Below are 20020 nucleotides of genomic sequence, written 5' to 3' on the forward strand. Positions count from 1 at the left end.
GGCCCCAGCCTCCGCCTGCCCGGAAAAACGAGTGGCGGGGCCAAGGGTTGTGCCCCCCCGGCCTCAGCCGGTGCGGGCGCGCAGGACCTGGACGCCTTTCTGCCAAGCGGCCCAGGCGGCATCGGCGGCCTGCCCGGCGCGCTCGGCCTCCTGCGAGGCACGGTTCAACTGGGCGCGCGCCTGTTCCCGGGCCTGGCCACTGCGGTCCTCCGCCGCCGCGCGGGCGCGGGCCAAGCTGGCCTCGGCAAGCCCGGCCTCCCGTGCCGCCGCCTGGAACACGCCCAGCAGGCGGCGCTGCTCCGCCAGGGCATCCACCAGCCCGGCGAGGTCCGCGCGGCCGGCCGCGCCCTCGGGCAGGTCGGCCAGGATCTCGCGCAGGCGTTCCAGCGAACCCGGTCCGTTCAGCGGCCCGCCCGGCAGGCGCGACAGGTCGGCGTTCAGATCCAGGCTGCGCCAGGGCAGCAGCGCCGGGTCGCCGAGACCGGGGTCCCAGAGCGGGATGGGCTGGTGCGCGGGCTGGCGGAAGGCGAGGCGCAGGGTGGTCGCGCTTCCGTCCAGCACCGCCTCGTGGCGCAGGCTGTCGCCGCCCACCGAGACGGCCTCGAAGACCGGCTCCATCTCCGGCCGCCGCCTCAGGTCGATCAGCATCCGGCCCTTCGCGCCATGCGGGTCGATGGCGAAGGCCACCTCCTCGATCCGGTCGAAGTCGCGGATCACCCGGTTGCGCTCGAAGCGGATGCCGGTGGAACGCTCGGTCCGGCTGGTGCGGCTGGAAAGCTGCACGTCGCGGTCGCGCCCGAAGGCGATGACCCGGCTTTCCCCGGGCGGCAGGGTGGCGAGCTGGGCGTCGCCGAGGAAGCTGCCCGCCTCGGCACCTGTTGCACCATAGACCGTGGCCAGTCCGGCCGGCAGGGTGCGGCCGGTGTCGTTGCGCAGGCGCAGTGCCGCCAGCGGGAAGCGGGCCTCGGCGTCCTGCACCCACCAGACCCGTTCCGCCGGCACTCCCGCATCCAGGAAGGGGATGTTCGCCGTCTCGCCGCCGCGCAGGCTGAGCGGCTCCGGCAGGGTGAAGGCGATCCGGCCCGGGGCGAGTTCCGCCGTGGCCTCCGCCGCGGGCGGGGCCATGGGGGCGGCCTCGGCGGCATCGGCCCGCATGCGATAGGCCGGGTGCGCCGCCATGGCGCCGACCGGCGACGGCGGCGGTGCGGGCGGCGCCGGCCGGGCGCCGGTATCGGGGTCCACCAGCACCGGCGCGGCATGCGCCACGGGGATCTCCGGCCGGTCCAGCAGGATGGGGCCATAGAGGTTCTGGCGGTAGGAGGCGGCCTCCCCCGAGAGCAGGGTCAGCCGCACCCCCTCCCAGTCGGCGCCGGAATGGTTCTCCACCACCGCCCAGCCCTGCAGGCGCGCCGTCGCGGCATCGCCGGCGGTTCCCGTGGCGGGGGCCTCGATGCGCCAGGAGGGCTTCCAGAGCGGCGCCCCGGCGACATAGCGCAGCGTCACGTCCCGCGCCCGGTCGGCCTGGAGCGCGATCTCGACCTGCCGCTCCTGGCCCATCCCCGCAGCGGCCAGGGCTTCGGTGGCGCGGCGGATGCGGGCGGCCAGGGCGGCGTCGCGCAACGTGACCTCCACCCCCTCCCCGACCGTGACGCCGGCGATGCCCTTCTCCGTCACCAGGGAGACATGCAGGCCTCGCTCGTCCTCGCTGGCCCCGGCGAGGCGCCCGGAGAGCTCGCCCACCGTCACCTCCTGGCCGCGCAGGGCGTTCAGAAGCGCCGCGCGGCCGGCGAAATCCTCGGGCCGCAGGGGCAGGCCCCGCAGCGCCTCCTCCGCCATGTCGCGCGCGGGCAGGCGGATGCCCATGACGCGCCCGGCGGGGTCGGAGACGGTGAGGCTCTTGAGCAGGTCATCGACGGAGTCGAGCGGGACGCGGAAGGAGACCCCCTCCCCGGCTTCCAGCCGCCCGGTGCGCTCGTATTGCGCGATCCCGGCGGAGGAGAGGGTCACGCCGCGGACCGGCAGTTCCGCCGCCTCCACGCGCCCCGGGCCGGCCGCCGCCAGGGCCAGCAGCGAGCAGGACAGGAGCAGCGGCAGTTTCCGTGGCATGGGCGGCCTCCTCGGGCGTGCGTTTCGGGGAGGCTTAGACTCCATCCGCCGGGCCGGACAGACTTGAAGAATGGCGGCGCGCCGCCAGCCACGCCTCAGAGATGCGGGCCGGCGCGCGATGGCAGGTGCAGCAGGCGCGCCGCCAGATCCGCGAAGCGCGAATCGTGCGCCGAGGCTTCCTTCAGGCGGGCCAGCAGCAGGCTGCGGAAGGCCGGCTCGAAGCGGGCCGAAACCTCGGTCAGCCGCGCCCGCATGAAGCGGGCGCGCAGCATCGCCTGGTCTTCCAGCAGCCGGGACCGGGCGGCGGCGGCCGGCGCGAGTTTCGCTGGGCTCCTCATGACGCTTTCCTGCCGGGCGGCGCGGCCGGGGGCAAGGGGGGCAGCCCCCCGCCGCTCAGGGTGCCACCGCGGCCGGGCGCCGGCCGAGCCTCCAGCCGAGCAGCGCCGCCGCCAGCAGAAGCAGGGCCGCGATCAGGAAGGACAGGCCCGGCCAGGGCAGCGCCGAGTCCTTCTCCACCGTGGCGGCGTAGATGCCCCCGAAGAAGAGTGGGGCCACGATCCCGGCGATGCTGACCACGCTCATCACCGCGCCCTGGAGCTGTCCCTGCTGCGACTCCGAGACCTGCCGGGTCATCAGCGATTGCAGGGTCGGCATGGCCAGGGCCCAGAAGGCGTTGGGCAGGAGCGTCAGGGTGAAGAGCGTGCCCGTCGGCGCCAGGCCCATGGCCGCCACGCCCAGCGTGCCGCAGAACAGGCCGATCACCATGGTCCGGTGGTCGCCGAGGCGGCGGACCACCGGACCCACCACCAGCCCCTGCACCACCATGTCCAGCGCGCCGACCGCCGCCAGCAGCAGACCGACCTGCCAGGGGCCCCAGCCGTAGCGCTCCCCGGCATAGAGCACGAAGACCGCCAGGAAGACGGTGTGCCCGAAATGCAGGAGGAAGGTGACGCAGGCGAGGCCGGTGAGCTCCGCCTTCGAGCGCAGGAGGCGCAGCGCCCCGAAGGGGTTGGCGCGGCGCCAGGAGAAGGCCATCCGGCGTTCCGGCGGCAGGGATTCCGGCAGGACCAGCAGGCCGTAGAGGAAGGCCACGCCGCTCAGGCCGCCCGCGACCCAGAAGGGCATGCGCGGCGAGATGTCGCCCAGCACCCCGCCCAGCAGCGGCCCGGCGACGAAGCCGGCGCTGAAGGCGCTGCCGATCAGGCCATAGGCGCGTGCCCGCCCCTCCGGCGCGGTGACGTCGGCCATGTAGGCATAGACGGTGGTGAAGCTGGCCGAGGTGACGCCCGCGATGAGCCGCCCGAGGGCCAGCCACCAGAGGCTGGGCGCCAGGGCCATCAGCACGTAGTCCGCCGCCAGCCCGGCCGCCGAGACCAGGATGGTGGGTCGCCGCCCGTAGCGGTCGGAGAGCGAGCCGATCAGCGGCGAAGCGAGGAACTGCATCCCCGCCCAGAGCGTGACGAAGAGGCCGTTGACGATCCCGGCCCTGGCATTGGAGCCGGAGAATTCCTCGATCAGCAGCGGCAGGACGGGAATGACGATGCCCATCGCCATGATGTCGAGCATGGCGGTGACGAGGATGAAGCCGGTCGCGGCCTTCCGGCGCCCGGCGGTGAGTGTGGCCTGCATGGCATGTCCTGTATGGCCGCCGGCGCATGGCGGCGCGGGCGACGACCCTGGCGGGAAAGGTCGGAGCCGGCCGGCCCGGGCCGGATTCGGCGCGGGCGGGACCGGCGGGGACTGGTCAGGCGGAGGACCTGATCCGGCGGAAAGGATTCATCGGGGATGACCGGGAAGGGATCATGCGGGGCGGCGATGCCGTGATCGGCATGGCCGGGGGAGCTGCCGAAGCGCTCCGATCAGCGGGTTTCCGCGATCTCCGACATGAACCGTTCCTCCTGAGGCCGCGGCGGGACCGTCGCGGCGGGACGATGCCTAGGACGGCGTGGGAAGGCCTGTCAACGGAAAGATCGGTGGCAGCCCGTCGTGGGTCAGAGCGTGCCGGGCTCCGCCACCGGGGGCGCGGCGGGCGCGGCGCCCAGGGCGGGCAGGACCGCCTCGGCCAGCAGTGCGTGCAGGGCCCCGGTATGGGCCCTGTCGCGCGGTCCGCTGGATTCCGAGGTCATCACCACGGTCGCGGCGAGTTCCGGCAGCACGAAGAGGAACTGGCCGCCATAGCCCCAGGCGAAGAGGTTGCGCGACGGACCGGCCTGCCCGATCCACCAGCCGAGGCCGTAGAGCTGGCCGCTCCAGGGCGAACGGGTGCGGGGTGTCCAGGAATCCGCGATCCATTCCGCCGGCAGCACGCGCCGCCCCTGCCACTGGCCGTCCAGCCGCAGCATCTCCCCGATCCGCAGCAGCGCGCGCGGCGAGAGGAGCATGTCGTTGCCGCCGAAATAGATGCCCTGCGGATCGCGTGGCCAGGGCGGGATGGCGATGTCCAGCGGCCCGCCCAGCCAGTCCCGCGCGAGGTCGAGCGTGGAACGTCCCGAGGCGCGGGTGAGGACCGCCGAGAGCAGATGCGTGTCGCCGGTGGAATAGCGCATCGCCCCGCCCGGCTCTTCCTCGAAGGGGCGCGAGAGGATGTGGCGTACCCAGTTCCGGCTGCTGGCGAAGGCGCCGTAATTCTCGCCCGAGGTGCGCTCCAGCCCCGCGCGCATGGAGAGCAGGTGCTCCAGGGTGATGTCGCGCACGCGCGGATCGGCCTCCGCCGGTACGAGGCCGCCGAGCACCGGCGCCACGGGCTGGTCCAGCCCGCGCAGCACGCCGCGCGCCAGGGCCGCGCCCACCAGCAGCGACAGGACCGATTTGGAGACGGATTTCACGTTCACCGGACGGTCCGGGCCGGGGCCGCGGAAGCCTTCCTCCAGCAGGGTCCGGCCTTCCTGTGCCACGATCAGCGTGTGCAGCTTCGGCATGGCGTCCGCGCCCTGGCGCAGCGCCTCCAGGGCGGCGGCACGGCCCGGGGCCAGACCTGGGGCCAGACCTGGGGCCAGACCTTGGGCCAGGCCCGGACGCGGCAGGAAGGGCGCCAGGCCGAGCGCCAGCGGGACACCCAGGAGCGGCGGCCCCAGCATGGCGCGTCGCGACAGGAGGATCGGCATGGGCGTGACGTGGTCCCGGCATGATGAAGGTCAATGGCTCCGCCGGAAGGGGCCGGCCCCTTGCCCCGATCTCCCGGCGCGTGCTTTCTGTGCCGCCAGAAGCGGCGAAGCCGCCATGCCAGTCCCGGGCCCGATCCATTCCTGCGGTGGAGCTTCCCGAACCATGTACCGACGCACCCTGCTGGCAGGGGCCGCGGCCGCTGCCGTCATGCCGCGCCCGTCGCTGGCGCAATCTGCCGGCTCCCGTGTCCTGACCTATGTGCCGCAGGCGGATCTGACGGTGATCGATCCGGTCGTGACCACCGCCTACATCACCCGCACGCATGGGCTGATGATCTGGGACCAGCTCTACGGGCTGGACGCGCAGCTCAAGCCGCAGCCGCAGATGGTCGAGGGCCACAAGGTCGAGAATGACGGCAGGCTCTGGACCTTCCGCCTGCGCGACGGGCTGCGGTTCCATGACGGCGAGCCGGTGCGCGGGCGCGACTGCATTGCCTCGATCCGGCGCTGGGCGCAGCGGGATTCGCTGGGCGGCGCGCTGATGGCGCGCACCGAGGAGATGACGGCCCCCGACGACCGCAGCTTCGTGATCCGCCTCAAGCGCCCCTTCGGCGCGATGCTGGACACGCTGGCCAAGGTCGGGCCGCCGGCGCTGCTGATCATGCCCGAGCGCCTGGCGCAGACCGATCCGGCGGTGCAGATCAAGGAGGTGATCGGCTCCGGCCCCTTCCGCTGGAAGGCCGATGAGCGCGTGGTCGGCGCCCGCGTGGTCTATGAGAGGAACCGGGACTACGTGCCGCGCGAGGGTGGCGCCGTCGAATGGGGCGCCGGGCCGAAGATCGTGAACTTCGACCGCGTCGAATGGAACGTGATGCCCGACCCCGGCACCGCCACCGCCGCGTTGCAGAATGGCGAGGTGGACTGGTGGGAGAACCCGCCGAACGACCTGCTGCCGATCCTGGAAGGCAATCGCGGCATCCGGACGGAGGTGGCGACGCCGCTGGGCACGTTGGGCACCGGCTGCTTCAACCACCTGTATCCGCCCTTCGACAAGGCCGCGGTCCGCCGCGTCGTCCTGCGCGCCATGTCGCAGGAGGATTTCATGACCGCCGCCGCGGGCACCGACCCTTCGCTGTGGAAGGCCGGGATCGGCATCTTCGCCCCGGGCTCGCCGATGGCCAACGACACGGACCTGTCGGTGATCACCGGCAAGCGGGACATGACGGCGCTGAAGCGCGAGCTGGTCGAGGCGGGCTACAAGGGCGAGCGCGTGGTGCTGATGGCGCCGAGCGACAACCCCGTCCTCGCCGCGCTGGGCGAGGTCTGCAACGACCTGCTGCGCCGCCTCGGGATGAATGTGGACTATGTCGTTTCCGACTGGGGCACGCTGGTGCAGCGCCGTGCCAGCAAGGATTCCCCCGAGAAGGGCGGCTGGAGCATGTTCAACACCACCTGGGCCGGACTCGACATGGTGAACCCGGCGGTGACGCAGGTGCTCCGCTGCGGCGGCAGCAAGAGCGGCTTCTTCGGCTGGCCGGACATCCCGGAGATCGAGCGGCTGAAGGAGGCCTGGCTCGACGCGCCGGACCTGGAGACGCAGAAGAAGATCGCGGGCGACATCCAGCGCGTGGCCTTCCAGGAGGTGCCGTTCCTGCCCACCGGCCAGTATCTCTACAAGACCGCCTATCGCAGCAATCTCCGCGACGTGCCGAAGGGACTCTTTGTCTTCTGGGGCATCAAGCGCGCCTGAGACCGGAAACAGACACGATGACCGCGTTCGAGAGAATCAAGGCCTACCAGCCCGAGCTGGAGGCGATCCGCCACGACCTGCACATGCATCCCGAGCTGGGTCTGGAGGAGCACCGCACCGCGGATATCGTGGCGCGGAAGCTGGAGGAATGGGGGATCGAGGTGCATCGCGGCGTCGGCGTGACCGGCGTCGTCGGCGTGCTGCGCTCCGGCAACGGGCAGCAGTCCATCGGCCTGCGCGCCGACATGGACGCGCTGCCGATGCAGGAGATGACGGACCTGCCCTATGCCTCCACCGTGCCGAACAAGATGCATGCCTGCGGTCATGACGGCCACACCACCATGCTGCTGGGCGCGGCGCGGTATCTGGCCGAGACGCGGAACTTCAACGGCACGGTGAACTTCATCTTCCAGCCGGGCGAGGAAGGCTGCGGTGGCGCGCTGGCGATGCTGGAGGACAAGCTGTTCGAGCGTTTCCCCTGCGACCGCATCTTCGGCATGCACAACCACACCGGCATGGCGGTCGGCACCTTCGCGGTGCGCAACGGCCCGGCCATGGCGGGCGGCGCCTTCTTCGACATCACCATCGGCGGCAAGGGCTCGCATGGCGCGCGGCCGGAGGGCAGCATCGACCCGGTGCTGACCGCCTGCCACATCGCCACCGCGCTGCAATCCATCGTCTCGCGCAACCTCTCGCCGCGCGAACAGGCGGTGGTGAGCGTGACAAAGGTGCAGGGTGGCGACGCCTATAACGTCATTCCGCAGACGGCCACGATCTCCGGCACGGCGCGCTTCTTCTCGCGCGAGGTGGGCCAGCAGATCGAGGAGGCGATGCGCCGGCTGTCCGACGGCATCGCCACAGGCTTCGGCGCCACGGCGAGCGTGGAGTGGCGGCTGATCTTCGCCCCCACGGTCAACACGGCGGAGCATGTGGACAGCGTGATCGCCGCCGCGAAGGACCTGGTCGGCGAGGAGAAGCTGACCGTCGGCAAGCCGCCGGTGATGGGGTCGGAGGACTTCTCCTTCATGCTGGAGAAGGTGCCGGGCGCCTATCTGAACGTGGGCAACGGGGAGGAAGGCTTCTCGCCGCACCACCCGGGCTACAAGTTCGACGACGCCTCGATCCCCTATGGCTCCGCCATGTATGCGCGGCTGGTCGAGATGGGGATGCCGAAGGGCATCGAGGGCTGACAGGAAGGCGGTGGGCTCAGCCCGCCGCCACGCCGTCCGCCTGCCGGTCCAGATGCGCCGGCAGGCCCTCCGGCAGCTTCAGGCGGTGGGCCAGCGCCTCCAGATAGGCGCGTTCCGCCGGCTGGTCCGGATCGACCGCGAGGCGGGAGGCGAGGTAGAGCTCCGCCGCCTGCTCCGGCGTGCCGGCGGAGGCGGCGACCTCCGCGACGCCGGCTGGCGCCGACAGCGCGTCGAAGACGAAGCCCTTGGCCTCGGCATCCAGCCCGGCCTCCTCCACCTTGGCGAAGATCCGGCGCTGCTCCTCCGCGTCGATATGGCCGTCCGCCTTGGCGGCGGCGATCATGGCGCGGATGAGCGCCAGTTCGAAGGGTTGCCCATCCGGGGAGGGCTGCGCGGCGGGGAGGAAACGCTGTTCCACCCGTTCCGCCTCCTGCGGCGTGGCCAGGGGCGCCTGGGCGGGCGCCTGGCCCTTCTGCCAGTTCTCGTAGGCCCGGCTGGCCAGGGCGCCGAGCAGCGCGGCGCCGCCATGGGTGAGCGCACGGTTCAGCCCGCTCTTCTTCTTTCCGCCGCCGACCAGCAGGCCGAGCAGCCCGCCCGCCACGCCGCCCGCCGCGAGCCCGCCCTTGCCGGACTGGCCCATCGCCTGCCGCGCGGCATCGGCCAACCCGCCCAGGGAGTTGCCCATGGAACCGCCCGAGAAAACGCCGGGAAGATTCGGGCCGGAGCCCGCCGTGGAGGTGCCACCCGGGTTGGTCCAGGGCGAATGGCCGCCCTGGCGCGGCGCCGGCTCAGTGCCGCGCGCGGGCGTGGAGCCCCCGGCCATCTGGCGCAGCGCCCCGGCGGCGCCACCCTGGCCGAGGAAACGGTCGAGAAGGTTCTTGGCGTCGATCATGCGCCCCATGTCGGGACCGGGCGGGGCCGCCGCAAGATGGACGATCGTTCATGTGATCGATTCCGCCCGAAGGCGGTGGCTTCAGGCGAAGAAATCCGGCCAGGAGGTCGGCTTCGGCGCCGCGCCGCGCAGGCTGGCCTGGATCTCGGCATCCAGCGCCTGGAGGAAGCGGGAACGCTGCTTCGCGCCGAAGCTCCCGTGTCCCCGCGTTTCCACGCCGAGCTCCCGGAGGTGGCGCGACACCTCCCGGCCCGCCAGGGCCTGGCCGATATTGTCCTCGTTCCAGACCGTGCCGCTGGGCGCCACCGCCCGCGCGCCCGCCTTCAGGCAGCGGGAGGCCAAGGGGATATCGGCGGTGACGCAGACATCGCCGGGGCGGATATGTTCCGCGATCCAGTCGTCCGCGACATCCGCGCCGGCCTCCACGATCACGCGGCGGATGTCCGGCGATTCCGGAAGCCGCACGCCCCGCGCGCCGTTGGAGACCACATGTGTCACCAGCCCGAGGCGCGCGGCGGTGCGGAAGACCTCGTCGCGCACCGGGCAGGCATCGCCATCCACGAAGATCTCGGGCCGGGCCTCCATCCTCAGGTGCTCAGCGTCGCGCCGCCATCGAGCCGGACGATACAGCCGGTGAGATAGGCGGCCTTGTCGGAGGCCAGGAAGGCCGCCATCGGCCCGTACTCGTCCGGCTCGCCCATGCGGCCGGCGGGGATGGTCTTGGCGCGGGCTTCGATCACCTCGTCCAGGCTCTTGCCGGTCTTCTTCGCCGCCGCTTCGGCGGTTTCCGTCGTGCGGTCGGTGCGGAAGGCGCCAGGGGCCAGGATGTTGCAGGTGATCCCCTCCCCCGCCACCTCGGCCGAGAGGGTCTTGTTCCAGCCTGCCAGCGCGGCGCGCAGCGTGTTGGAGATGGCAAGGTTGGCGATCGGCTGCTCGATGCCGATGCTGCCCACCGAGATGATCCGGCCCCAGCGGCGCTCCCGCATCCCGGGCAGGAGGCGGTTGGCGACCTGGATCGGCGAGAGCACGGCCGGGCGGAACCACTTCTCCAGCATTTCCGGCGTCAGCCCCAGCGCCGTGCTGGGCGGCGGGCCCCCATGGTTCAGGAAGAGGATGTCCACCCCGCCCAGCGCCGCCAGGGCGCCATCGGCCAGGGCATCCATGTCGGCTGCCTTCGCGACATCGGCGGGGATGCCCAGGGCCTTCGGCGCGCCGAGGGAGCGCAGCGAATCGCAGACCCTGTCCAGGCTCGCCTGCTCGCGGCCGGAAATGGCGATCGCCACGCCTTCCGCCGCCAGGGCTTCCGCCACCGAGCGGCCCAGGCCCTTGGAGGCGCCCATCACCAGCGCCCGCTTGCCCCGCAGACCGAGATCCATCGGCTTCTCCCTTCCCGTCAGGATTCGCCGGGAAGCTGGACCGCCGGCCGCGCCAAGGCAAGCCGCCGCCCGGCCTGGAACAGGGCGGCCCCGGAGTCCATGCTGCGCGCCGGACCCTTCGGGAAGGAACCCGCCATGGCAAAGCCCAGCATCCTGCTCACCCGCCACTATCCCCCTGCCGTGATGGAGCGCGCCGCACGGGACTATGCCTGCGTGACGCGGGCGGAGGATGGCGGGCTGACGGGGGCGGAACTGTGCCGCCTCGCGGCGGGGGTGGAGGGCATCCTCTGCGCCGCGGGTGATCCGATGGATGGGGCCACCATCGCGGCCCTGCCGGACAGCGTGCGGGTCCTGGCCACCTTCAGCGTCGGCACCGACCATATCGACCTGGAGGCCGCGCGGCGCCGGGGAATCGCGGTGACGAACACCCCCGACGTGCTGAGCGTGGCCACGGCGGAGATCGCCATGCTGCTGGTCCTGATGTGCGCCCGCCGCGCCGGGGAGGCGGAGCGGATGGTGCGGGCGCGGGAATGGGTCGGCTGGTCGCCCACGCAGCTCCTCGGCGTGACGCTGGAGGGCAAGAAGCTCGGCATCCTGGGCATGGGCCGCATCGGCCAGGCGCTGGCCCGGATGGCGCGGGGCTTCGGGATGGAGATCCACTACCGCAACCGCAGCCGCCTCGCCCCGGAGCAGGAGGAGGGCGCGGTCTTCCATGCCTCGGACGAGGCCTTCCTGGGCACGGTGGACGTGCTGTCCATGCATATCCCGGGCGGCACCGCGACGCGGAACTGGCTCGATGCCGGGCGGATCGCGCAGCTCCACAAGGGCGCCATCGTGGTGAACACGGGCCGGGGCAGCACGGTGGACGATGCCGCGCTCTGCGCCGCGCTGCATGCGGGGCATCTGCGCGCCGCCGGGCTCGACGTCTTCGCCGGCGAGCCGCGGATCTTCGAGGGCTATCACACCGCACCCAACGTCACCCTGCTGCCGCATCTGGGCAGCGCCACCGAGGAGACGCGCGACGCCATGGGCTTCCGCTGCCTCGACAACCTCGACGCGCTGCTGCGGCGTGGCGAGGAGCCGCCGCACCGGGTGGCCTGAGCGGTCCGGGAAGGGCGGTGGCGGAGGCGGGCGCGTCGTTCATGACAGATCCGCGGCATGAATCCGCCGCCCGGGGGCTTGCCCTGCCTTCCGGGCTCGGCTATCCGCCCCGTCATCGGACAGGTGGCCGAGTGGTCGAAGGCGCGCGCCTGGAAAGTGCGTATACGTCAAAAGCGTATCGTGGGTTCGAATCCCACCCTGTCCGCCAGATGATCATCCGCCTCCCGCGGATCTCCCTTCCCAGCTTCCGCATGGTTTCGTTCGGCCTGTCGTAACGGAACTCGCGAATCATGCGTTGCCGGCGGCGTGCGCCCTTGCGCCAACGCTTTCCGTCGGGCTGCGTTCTCCCGGGCAGGAAAGACAGGACAGACAGGGAGAACAACCATGCGGCTGATCCTGTGCCTCGCGGCCCTTCTCATGCTGAGCGGCTGCGGGTTGGTGGCCCTGCCCTTCCGTGCCGCGGGCGATGTGGTGCAGGTGGTACCCATCGTCGGCGGCCCTGTCGGCAAGCCGATCCATGCGGTCGGGGACGCGATCGACTGAGGATGCGCGCCGCTAGGCGGGGCAGCTGTCGAACGGAACGGGTCAGCAGGCTCCGCCACCGGCATTCCGTCCCTGCCTGTCGGCCGTCAGTCCTGTTTCCGGTCGAGCCACTCGTTCACGGCGGCCTGGGCAGCGCCGGGGGTCGGGAAGCGAGCCCCGTCCTGTGGGTGGCCCGGCATGCGAAGGAAGTTCTGATCCGGGAACCGGTGCCCTGCCGTCTCGATCAGGGCGCCCCGATACTCCCAGGTTGGTCCGCCCCTGAGGCCTTGGAAGGTCACAAGGCGGGCTTCGCCAGGCCCTTTGTCGTCCGATGCCATACACTCACGCTGTAACTGTGGGAAAAATTCAGCACTGTCTTGGCGCAAGAGACCTCGCCCGGCGTCATCCATTTGGATGAGGCCGTACGGTCTGGGCCGTATTCCCGGGCGTGAGGCGGTACACGGGGTGGCGTCGGACGCGCTGCGCCGGCCGAGGGACGGACGCGAAGCATCCTGCCGCCGACGACAGCAGACGCGCAGATTCCGCCCAGGGTGTGGATCTGGAATGCCGAAAACCGCCATGCGGAGCGGTTCCGCATGAGCCGCGTGGGTGAATTTGGATTGGTTCGATTTGGTGAGGCTCAAACCGGCAGGAAACCTGCCGGAATGGCGTCCCCTAGGGGATTCGAACCCCTGTTGCCGCCGTGAGAGGGCGGTGTCCTAGGCCTCTAGACGAAGGGGACGTGGCCATCGGTGAGGTGGCTTCTATCGGAGCCTCCGTCGGCGATCAAGCCATCTCGGGCCGCTTATTTGCATCCCTGCCGCGCGTTGGTAGGCCTTCACGCGCCTGCCGTCCCGGGCGGGGGCCGGCGGCGCCGATTCACTCCGTGGGGCGCAGTTCACCCAGCACCCGGCCGGAGCGTGGGTCCAGCAGCAGCACGCGCTCGCCCTGCGGCCCCTCGACCCAGACCGCCACCCGGTCCCCTGCCCCGGCCAGGCCGCGGATTCGGGTGCCCGCGGGCTGCCCGAGCCCGCCCTCGATCCTCTGGGCGGAAGGCGTGGCGACGGACATGCGCTGGACGATCACCGCGATCAGTCCCACGGTGCCCGCGACAATCAGAACTCCCATGACGATGACGAGCACCTTGAGCGCGCGCAATCAAACCCCCGATCTTTCCCTGGATTTCATCGCCACGCCGGAACAGGCGGGGCAGCGCCTGGACCGTGTCCTGGCGGAGGTGTCAGGGGCATTGTCCCGATCCCGTGTCAAGGCGCTGATCGAAGCCGGAGGGGCGCGGCGGGATGGCCAGCCTGTCGCCAACCCTTCCGAGGCCGTGCGCCCAGGCGCGCGCTACAGCCTCCATGTCCCGCCGCCCGAGCCGGCGACACCGCAGGCCCAGGCGATCCCCCTGACCATCCTGTACGAGGACCCGCACCTGATCGTGCTGGACAAGCCGGCCGGGCTGGTCGTGCATCCGGCGCCGGGCAACCTGGACGGGACGCTGGTGAACGCTCTCCTCGCCCATGCCGGGGAGGAGCTGACGGGCATCGGCGGCGAGAAGCGCCCCGGCATCGTCCACCGGCTGGACAAGGACACCAGCGGGGTGATGGTGGTGGCGAAGTCCGAGGCGGCGCATCACGCGCTGTCAGAGGCCTTCGCCGCCCGCGACCTGGACCGGGAGTATCTGGCGCTGGTCTGGGGGCTGCCCTCGCCCGCCAAGGGGGAGATCGAGGGCGATATCGGCCGGCATCCGATGGATCGGAAGCGCATGGCCGTGGTCACGCGGAACGGCAAGCACGCCCTGACCCGGTACGCCACGGAACAGACCTGGGCGGGCGCCTGCGCCCTGCTCCGCTGCCGGCTGGCGACCGGGCGGACCCATCAGATCCGGGTCCATCTCTCGCACAAGGGCCACCCGCTGGTGGGGGACCCGGTCTATCTCCGCCGCACCCCGGCCTCGGCCAAATCCCTTGGCGCGACGGCGCGGGAGGCCCTGCTGGCCTTTCCGCGGCAGGCGCTCCATGCCGCGACGCTGGGCTTCCGCCACCCCGTCACCGGAGAGGCGCTGAGCTTCGCCGCTCCGCTGCCGCCGGATATGGCCGCCCTGCTGGATATGTTGAAGGGCGACGGAGAGTAACCCGACTGTGACAGTCGGTTTTTCTTGCAAACAAAGGGCGAACGCGCTAAAAACTCGCTGCGCCGCCGCAGCCAGGTGCCGCTTGGAAGCGTTAGTCGCGGAGACATGTTCCGACGTGACCGGAGCGACCGCGACGCGCTGGGCCTGGCAACGGATGGGCACATTCCACAGCGGTCTCAGAACCCGCCGTCACGGGGGTTCCTGAAGCCGGAGAGGAGGCGAGTACATACATGGCTTCCACTTCCATGATTCCAATGGCTCCCGAGGGCAATCTTTCCCGCTACCTCCAGGAGATCCGCAAGTTCCCGATGCTGGCGCCGGAGGAGGAGTACAACCTCGCCAAGCGCTGGAAGGACAACGGGGACGAAGGGGCGGCCCACAAGCTCGTCACCTCCCACCTCCGCCTCGTCGCGAAGATCGCCATGGGCTACCGCGGCTACGGCCTGCCGGTGGGCGAGCTGATCAGCGAGGGCAATGTCGGCATGATGCAGGCGGTGAAGCGGTTCGATCCGGACCGCGGCTTCCGCCTCGCCACCTATGCCATGTGGTGGATCCGCGCCGCGATCCAGGAATACATCCTGCACTCCTGGTCGCTGGTGAAGATGGGCACCACCGCCGCGCAGAAGAAGCTGTTCTTCAACCTGCGCCGGCTCAAGGGCCAGATGGCGGCGCTGGAGGAAGGCGATCTGCAGCCGGAGCAGGTGGAGAAGATCTCCCGCGTCCTGCAGGTGCCGGAGCAGGATGTGGTGTCGATGAACCGCCGCCTGGCTTCCTCGGACCAGAGCCTGAACGCCCCCGTCCGCGCCGACAGCGAGGGCGAGTGGCAGGACTGGCTGGTGGATGAGGGTGAAAGCCAGGAGAGCGAGCTCGCGGACCGGGAGGACATGTCCAACCGCCGCTACCTGCTCGACACGGCGCTGAAGACTCTGAACGAGCGTGAGCGCCACATCCTGATCGAGCGCCGGCTGAAGGACGAGCCGACCACGCTGGAAGAGCTCTCGCAGCAGTACAATATCTCGCGCGAGCGTGTCCGCCAGATCGAGGTCCGTGCCTTCGAGAAGCTGCAGAAGTCGATGAAGAACCAGATCGCCGAGCAGCGTCTGGCCATCACCTGAAACGAGCCCGACGGCTCTGACGCGAACGGCGGGGCAACCCGCCGTTTCTGATTCCGGCTCCTCTGATTCCGGCCCCGCCCATACCCCACCTGCCCCGCCATCTCCTGCCCCGGCGGCAGATCCGCGGCCAGGGGCGCTGCCACCCCGTCCGATCTCGCCTATGGAGGTCTGGAGGACGAAAGGAACGGCGCATGGCGGAGATGGAGGTGTCGGAGACAGCACAGAAGGCCCCGCCGCCACGGCGCCGGCGCTTCCGGCGGCTGCGGCGGCTGCCCCTGGTCTCGCCGCGCCTCTGGTTGCGCCGCATGGCCTTCTGGTCCGGCGCGGTACTGGTGGGCCTCGTGGCGATCGCCTTCGCTGCCCTGGCCGACCTTGCCGGCGAGAGCTTTCACCGCCTGGTCTCGCACTGGCCGCTGCTGGCGCTGGTGGTCTCGCCCGCCTGCTTCGCCCTGGCCAGCTACCTGACCCGCACCGTCTTTCCCGGCGCCCAGGGCAGCGGCATCCCCCAGGTGATCGCCACGCTGCACATGGACGATCCGGGGCTCATCGCCCGGGTGCTGTCCCTGCGGATCGCGGTGGGCAAGGTCCTGCTGACGCTGCTGGGCCTGCTTGGGGGCGGATCGATCGGGCGCGAGGGGCCGACCGTACAGGTCGGCGCCTCGATCATGCAGGCGCTGGCCCAGCGGCTGCACCTGCCCCGGCCCGAGACCCGGCGTGCCATGGTGCTGGCGGGCGGTGCGGCCGGCGTCGCCGCCGCCTTCAACACGCCGCTGGCGGGGATCGTCTTCGCCATCGAGGAACTCAGCCATTCCTATGAGGGGCGTACCAGCGGCAATGTCCTGACCGCCGTGGTGATCGGCGGCGTGGTCAGCCTGGCCCTGGTCGGGAACTACACCTATTTCGGCGTCACCCAGGTGGCCCTGCCGATGGGCTCTGCCTGGGCCGCCGTCCCGCTTTGCGCCGTGCTGGGCGGGCTCTGCGGCGGCGTCTTCAGCTGGATGCTGGTGCGCGCCTCGGCCGGCCTGCCGGGCCTGGCCGGGCGTCTCCTGGCGCGCCACCCGGTGGGCTTCGCTGCGCTCTGCGGGCTGCTGGTGGCGCTGATCGGGCTGGCCAGCGGCGGCCTGACCTATGGCACGGGCTATGCCCAGGCGCGGGGGCTGATCGAGGGGGAAACCACCCTCCCGGCCAGCTACTTCGTCACCAAACTGCTGGCGACGGTGGTCTCCTATTGCAGCGGCATTCCCGGCGGTATCTTCGCCCCGTCCCTTTCGGTCGGGGCCGGCTTCGGCGCCACGCTGGCGGAGTTCCTGCCGGTCGCACCGCTGGGCGCCATGGTGCTGCTCGGCATGGTCGCCTATTTCTCCGGGGTGGTGCAGGCGCCGATCACGGCCGCCGTCATCGTCATGGAGATGACCGACGGGCAGAACATGATCATCCCGCTGATGGCCACCTCCTTCATCGCGACCGGCGCCTCGCGCCTCATCTGCCGCCGCCCGCTCTACGGCGCCCTGGCGCACCGCTTCCTGAACGTGATGGAACGCCGCTGAGGGACGTCACTCCTCCCGGGGCTCCGGCCCGCGGGTCGCGGCCTGGACCGGCTCCGGCACCTGCGGCCGGTTCTCGGCCGCGGCGCGATAGACGGTTTCCATCAGTTGCATGTCGCGCAGCCCTTCCTCGCCCGGCGTGTGCGGCGTCTCGTCGGCCAGGACGCGTTCGGAGAAATGGTCGATCTCCAGCGCGAACTGGTTCCTGTGCTGGATCTTGCGCTCTTCCTGCCCGACCACGTCGCCCGACTTGCGGGACACGATCATGCGCTGCCCGACATAGGAGAAAGCGTCCGGCATCTCGACGGTGCCGCCCTCGAAATGCAGCCGCAGCGTCTTGTCGTTGAAGGCGCCATAGGAGGAAAGGCAGTTCGCCATCACGCCGGAAGGGAAGCGCAGGCCGAAGCTCATGCTCTCCTCCACCTCCTTCCAGCGCTCGTCGCCCGGCGGGCTGTAGCGGCGCGCGGTGATCTCCACCGGCTCCTCCCCGGTGATGTAGCGCGTGGCGTTGAGGCAGTAGAGGCCGATATCGGGCAGCGCCCCTCCCCCGGCCAGAGCCTTGGAATAGCGCCATTGCGGGCCCGCCCCGTTGGCCTGGACATTGGTCGCCTCGATGAAGCGCAGTTTGCCCAGCTCGCCGGACCGCACCAGCGCGATCGCCGCGCGGTTATAGGGTTCGTACTGGCAGCGGTAGGCGACCATCAGCCTGACGCCGGCCTTCGCGCAGGCCTCGACCATCTCCCGCGCCTCGGCGGCGGTGCTGGCCATGGGCTTCTCGCAGAGCACATGCTTGCCGATCGCCGCCGCGCGCAGCGTGTATTCGCGGTGCATGCCGTTGGGCAGGACGACATAGACCGCCTTCACCGCCGGCAGGTCGCGCAGCGTCTCGAAATCCGCGTAGCCGAGCACCGCCGTTTCCGGGATGCCGTATTGCCGCGCCACCACGCTGCCTTTTTGCGGGCTGCCCGTCACCAGAGCCGCCGGATAGGCGCTCTTGCACTCGGCGAAGGCGGGAAGGATCTCCTCCAGGCTCAGCCGCCCCAGCGCCACGATGGCATAGCCCACGCGTTCCCCGGGCGGGCGCGGAGCGGGCGGCGGGGGCGTGCGCGGCTCGGCCTCGCTGCGCCAGTTCGGGAAGACGACCCGGCCGTTGCGCACCTGCCCGACATCCATGTCGGACGGCGCCGGATAGCCCGGTGCGCCACTGGCCGATGCGCCGGTTGTGCCGATGGCGAGGCCCATGGCGGACAGGCCGGAGGCGCGGATCAGGCCGCGCCGCGTGGCGGAGAAACTGTCGTCGGGCATGGCGGGGGAACTCCGGTTCCATCCCGCCCTCAACGCCCCGCCGCGCCGGGCGGTTGACCCCGGCACACGGCCTCGTGCCCGCATCCCGGAAGGCGCCGGCGGACTTCCGGGATGCCGGCGCGGTCAGAGACCGGCGAGATGCGCCGTGGCCAGCGCGGCTTCCTGCCGGTGCACCAGCGTGGAGACGCTGGCCTGGAAGATGTGCAGGAAGGAGCCGGGATGGATGCCGATCCAGAGCGTCAGCACCACCAGCGGTGCGAAGATCAGCTTCTCCCGCGCCGAGAGGTCCAGGATCTGGCGCAGCTCGGCCCGGTGCAGGCGGCTGAACACCACGGTCTTGTACATGCGCAGCATATAGGCGGCGCCCAGGATCATGCTGCTGCCGGCCGCCAGGGTCAGCCAGGGGCTGATCTTCCAGGCGCCGACCAGCACCAGGAACTCGCCGGGGAAGGAGGCGGTGCCGGGCAGCGCCATGGCCGCCAGGGTGAAGATCATCGCCACCACCGCATAGGCCGGCATGACTTTCGCGATCCCGCCGAAATGGCCGATGTCGCGCGAGCGCACGCGGTCCTGCAGCACGCCGATGCAGAGGAAGCCGGCACCCGAGACCACGCCATGCGCCAGCATCTGCAGCAGCGCGCCGGAGATGCCCTGCTCGTCGATGGAGAAGACGCCGATCGTGGCGATGCCCATATGGGCGATCGAGGAATAGGCCACGATCTTCTTCATGTCCTGCTGGAGCAGCGCCACCAGGCTGGCATAGACCACGGCGATCGCCGACAGGGCCAGGACGAAGGGCGCCAGCGTTTCCGTCGCCTGCGGGAAGAGCGGGATGGAGAAGCGCAGGAAGCCGTAGGCCCCCATGTTCAGCATCACGCCGCCCAGCATGACGGAGCCCGCGGTGGGCGCCTCGGCATAGGCTTCCGGCTGCCAGGTGTGGAAGGGCCACATCGGCATCTTCACCGCGAAGGCGGCGAAGAAGGCCAGGAACATCCACATCTGCGCGCCGCGCGACAGGTGCAGGCCCATGAGCTGCGTCAGATCCGTGGAGCCGGCGTCGTACCAGATCGCCAGCACCGCCAGCAGCATCAGCAGCGCACCCGCCAGCGTGTAGAAGAACAGCTTGAAGGCCGCGCGCACGCGATGCGGGCCGCCCCAGATCCCGATGATCAGGAAGATCGGGACCAGCGCCGCTTCGAAGAACACGTAGAAGAGCAGCAGGTCGACGGCCGAGAAGACGCCGATCATCGCCGTTTCCAGCAACAGGAAGGCGGCCATGTAGGTCCGGATACGGGTCTGCTCCATGCGCCAGGACGCGAGGATGCAGATCGGCGTCAGCAGCGCCGTGAGCAGCACGAAGAGGACGGAGATGCCGTCCACGCCCATGTGGTAGCTGATGCCGGTATCCGGCATCCAGTTCGCGTGCTCCTGGAACTGGTAGGCGCCGCTGCCGCCGTCGAAGCCGAACCAGAGCAGGGAGGCGAGCGCCAGGACGGCCAGGCTGGTGCCGAGCGCGATCCCGCGCGCCAGCCGTCCGATCCTGTCCTCCTCCCCTCTCAGGCACAGGATGGCGGCCACGCCGGCCAGTGGAAGGAATGTCAGGGTCGATAGAAGCGGGAAGCCAGCAGCGTTCATCCGGCGGGGCCTTGCAAGCATCAGGGCAGGCACGCGGAAACCTTCCTGCACCGGAAGGATTCGTTGCACCGCACCATGTCGCGGGAGGCTCCGCCTATCGGCTTTTCTTCACCGCTGCCAGCACAAGGGACAGCGCATGGGGGAATCCGACGAATTCTTCATGGATCATCCATGAATATCATGCGTTTATACTGTTTTATATATCTTATATAACTTTATAATAACCGTATTTATTGCGCTTGT

General features: G+C 70.6%; 17 protein-coding genes and 2 tRNA genes. 8 read left to right on the plus strand and 11 right to left on the minus strand.

Features of this window, described 5'->3' with window-relative positions:
- Window positions 1–63 precede the first annotated feature (63 nt).
- From RGI145_RS10045 to RGI145_RS10060, 4 genes are all read right to left on the minus strand, one after another.
- A complete protein-coding gene (locus RGI145_RS10045; protein WP_075798215.1) occupies window positions 64–2106 on the minus strand; it encodes a hypothetical protein in 2043 nt (680 codons plus the stop codon).
- A gap of 95 nt (window positions 2107–2201) precedes the next feature.
- Window positions 2202–2444, minus strand: a complete 243-nt coding sequence (locus RGI145_RS10050; protein WP_075798216.1) for a hypothetical protein — start codon at window positions 2442–2444, stop codon at window positions 2202–2204.
- Window positions 2445–2499: 55 nt separating this feature from the next.
- The gene (locus RGI145_RS10055) at window positions 2500–3735 is read right to left on the minus strand and encodes a TCR/Tet family MFS transporter (RefSeq protein WP_075798217.1); all 1236 of its coding nucleotides are present in this window, start codon (window positions 3733–3735) and stop codon (window positions 2500–2502) included.
- A gap of 362 nt (window positions 3736–4097) precedes the next feature.
- Window positions 4098–5210 carry a serine hydrolase domain-containing protein gene (locus RGI145_RS10060; RefSeq protein WP_075798218.1) on the minus strand — a complete coding sequence of 371 codons (1113 nt, stop codon included), beginning with the start codon at window positions 5208–5210 and terminating at the stop codon, window positions 4098–4100.
- A 163-nt stretch (window positions 5211–5373) separates the two neighbouring features.
- On the opposite strand from RGI145_RS10060, the gene RGI145_RS10065 reads away from it, so the two are divergent.
- On the plus strand, window positions 5374–6960 hold the full coding sequence (locus tag RGI145_RS10065; protein WP_075798219.1) for an ABC transporter substrate-binding protein: 1587 nt from the start codon (window positions 5374–5376) through the stop codon (window positions 6958–6960).
- A 17-nt stretch (window positions 6961–6977) separates the two neighbouring features.
- Window positions 6978–8150 (plus strand): M20 aminoacylase family protein, encoded by a 1173-nt coding sequence (locus tag RGI145_RS10070; protein WP_075798220.1) that lies wholly within the window; start codon window positions 6978–6980, stop codon window positions 8148–8150.
- A 16-nt stretch (window positions 8151–8166) separates the two neighbouring features.
- On the opposite strand, the gene RGI145_RS10075 is transcribed toward RGI145_RS10070, so the two are convergent.
- From RGI145_RS10075 to RGI145_RS10085, 3 genes are all read right to left on the minus strand, one after another.
- The gene (locus tag RGI145_RS10075; protein ID WP_237183038.1) at window positions 8167–9042 is read right to left on the minus strand and encodes a tellurite resistance TerB family protein; all 876 of its coding nucleotides are present in this window, start codon (window positions 9040–9042) and stop codon (window positions 8167–8169) included.
- Window positions 9043–9123: 81 nt separating this feature from the next.
- A complete protein-coding gene (locus RGI145_RS10080; RefSeq protein ID WP_075798222.1) occupies window positions 9124–9627 on the minus strand; it encodes a YaiI/YqxD family protein in 504 nt (167 codons plus the stop codon).
- A 2-nt stretch (window positions 9628–9629) separates the two neighbouring features.
- Window positions 9630–10418, minus strand: coding sequence for an SDR family oxidoreductase (locus RGI145_RS10085; protein WP_075798223.1), 789 nt, complete (start codon window positions 10416–10418; stop codon window positions 9630–9632).
- 135 nt (window positions 10419–10553) lie between these two features.
- Between RGI145_RS10085 and RGI145_RS10090 the strand changes: the two genes are divergently transcribed.
- The 3 genes from RGI145_RS10090 (at window position 10554) to RGI145_RS25430 (ending at window position 12062) form a co-directional block, all read left to right on the plus strand.
- Window positions 10554–11519: a 2-hydroxyacid dehydrogenase gene (locus RGI145_RS10090; protein ID WP_075798224.1), complete on the plus strand. Its 966-nt coding sequence runs from the start codon at window positions 10554–10556 to the stop codon at window positions 11517–11519.
- A 117-nt stretch (window positions 11520–11636) separates the two neighbouring features.
- Window positions 11637–11727: transfer RNA gene (locus tag RGI145_RS10095), tRNA-Ser, on the plus strand.
- A gap of 176 nt (window positions 11728–11903) precedes the next feature.
- Window positions 11904–12062 carry a DUF6726 family protein gene (locus tag RGI145_RS25430; protein WP_167668263.1) on the plus strand — a complete coding sequence of 53 codons (159 nt, stop codon included), beginning with the start codon at window positions 11904–11906 and terminating at the stop codon, window positions 12060–12062.
- Window positions 12063–12707: 645 nt separating this feature from the next.
- Here RGI145_RS25430 and RGI145_RS10105 read toward each other — a convergent pair.
- A tRNA-Glu gene (locus RGI145_RS10105) sits at window positions 12708–12783 on the minus strand.
- 137 nt (window positions 12784–12920) lie between these two features.
- On the minus strand, window positions 12921–13169 hold the full coding sequence (locus tag RGI145_RS10110) for a hypothetical protein (RefSeq protein WP_075799976.1): 249 nt from the start codon (window positions 13167–13169) through the stop codon (window positions 12921–12923).
- Here RGI145_RS10110 and RGI145_RS10115 point away from each other — a divergent pair.
- From RGI145_RS10115 to RGI145_RS10125, 3 genes are all read left to right on the plus strand, one after another.
- Window positions 13168–14178, plus strand: coding sequence for an RluA family pseudouridine synthase (locus RGI145_RS10115; RefSeq protein ID WP_075798226.1), 1011 nt, complete (start codon window positions 13168–13170; stop codon window positions 14176–14178). The genes RGI145_RS10110 and RGI145_RS10115 overlap by 2 nt on opposite strands.
- 230 nt (window positions 14179–14408) lie before the next feature.
- Window positions 14409–15293: an RNA polymerase sigma factor RpoH gene (gene rpoH / locus RGI145_RS10120; protein WP_172527984.1), complete on the plus strand. Its 885-nt coding sequence runs from the start codon at window positions 14409–14411 to the stop codon at window positions 15291–15293.
- A 191-nt stretch (window positions 15294–15484) separates the two neighbouring features.
- Entirely contained in the window at window positions 15485–16840 is a 1356-nt protein-coding gene (locus tag RGI145_RS10125) for a chloride channel protein (RefSeq protein WP_075798227.1), read from the plus strand.
- Between the two features lie 6 nt (window positions 16841–16846).
- Here the strand turns inward: RGI145_RS10125 and RGI145_RS10130 are convergent, their stop codons facing one another.
- Both RGI145_RS10130 and RGI145_RS10135 read right to left on the minus strand, forming a co-directional pair.
- Complete coding sequence (locus tag RGI145_RS10130) at window positions 16847–18142, minus strand: Gfo/Idh/MocA family protein (RefSeq protein ID WP_075798228.1); 1296 nt, start codon at window positions 18140–18142, stop codon at window positions 16847–16849.
- Window positions 18143–18265: 123 nt separating this feature from the next.
- Window positions 18266–19777, minus strand: coding sequence for an NADH-quinone oxidoreductase subunit M (locus tag RGI145_RS10135; protein WP_075798229.1), 1512 nt, complete (start codon window positions 19775–19777; stop codon window positions 18266–18268).
- Window positions 19778–20020: the final 243 nt, after the last annotated feature.

The organism is Roseomonas gilardii (assembly GCF_001941945.1).
Taxonomy (GTDB): domain Bacteria; phylum Pseudomonadota; class Alphaproteobacteria; order Acetobacterales; family Acetobacteraceae; genus Roseomonas.

Bases quoted from the DNA above. Each gene is read 5' to 3' on its own strand.
- RGI145_RS10045 (WP_075798215.1), bottom strand. From the start codon at position 2,106: ATGCCACGGAAACTGCCGCTGCTCCTGTCCTGCTCGCTGCTGGCCCTG.
- RGI145_RS10050 (WP_075798216.1), bottom strand. From the start codon at position 2,444: ATGAGGAGCCCAGCGAAACTCGCGCCGGCCGCCGCCGCCCGGTCCCGG.
- RGI145_RS10055 (WP_075798217.1), bottom strand. From the start codon at position 3,735: ATGCAGGCCACACTCACCGCCGGGCGCCGGAAGGCCGCGACCGGCTTC.
- RGI145_RS10060 (WP_075798218.1), bottom strand. From the start codon at position 5,210: ATGCCGATCCTCCTGTCGCGACGCGCCATGCTGGGGCCGCCGCTCCTG.
- RGI145_RS10065 (WP_075798219.1), top strand. From the start codon at position 5,374: ATGTACCGACGCACCCTGCTGGCAGGGGCCGCGGCCGCTGCCGTCATG.
- RGI145_RS10070 (WP_075798220.1), top strand. From the start codon at position 6,978: ATGACCGCGTTCGAGAGAATCAAGGCCTACCAGCCCGAGCTGGAGGCG.
- RGI145_RS10075 (WP_237183038.1), bottom strand. From the start codon at position 9,042: ATGATCGACGCCAAGAACCTTCTCGACCGTTTCCTCGGCCAGGGTGGC.
- RGI145_RS10080 (WP_075798222.1), bottom strand. From the start codon at position 9,627: ATGGAGGCCCGGCCCGAGATCTTCGTGGATGGCGATGCCTGCCCGGTG.
- RGI145_RS10085 (WP_075798223.1), bottom strand. From the start codon at position 10,418: ATGGATCTCGGTCTGCGGGGCAAGCGGGCGCTGGTGATGGGCGCCTCC.
- RGI145_RS10090 (WP_075798224.1), top strand. From the start codon at position 10,554: ATGGCAAAGCCCAGCATCCTGCTCACCCGCCACTATCCCCCTGCCGTG.
- RGI145_RS25430 (WP_167668263.1), top strand. From the start codon at position 11,904: ATGCGGCTGATCCTGTGCCTCGCGGCCCTTCTCATGCTGAGCGGCTGC.
- RGI145_RS10115 (WP_075798226.1), top strand. From the start codon at position 13,168: ATGACGATGACGAGCACCTTGAGCGCGCGCAATCAAACCCCCGATCTT.
- RGI145_RS10110 (WP_075799976.1), bottom strand. From the start codon at position 13,169: ATGGGAGTTCTGATTGTCGCGGGCACCGTGGGACTGATCGCGGTGATC.
- rpoH (WP_172527984.1), top strand. From the start codon at position 14,409: ATGGCTTCCACTTCCATGATTCCAATGGCTCCCGAGGGCAATCTTTCC.
- RGI145_RS10125 (WP_075798227.1), top strand. From the start codon at position 15,485: ATGGCGGAGATGGAGGTGTCGGAGACAGCACAGAAGGCCCCGCCGCCA.
- RGI145_RS10130 (WP_075798228.1), bottom strand. From the start codon at position 18,142: ATGCCCGACGACAGTTTCTCCGCCACGCGGCGCGGCCTGATCCGCGCC.
- RGI145_RS10135 (WP_075798229.1), bottom strand. From the start codon at position 19,777: ATGAACGCTGCTGGCTTCCCGCTTCTATCGACCCTGACATTCCTTCCA.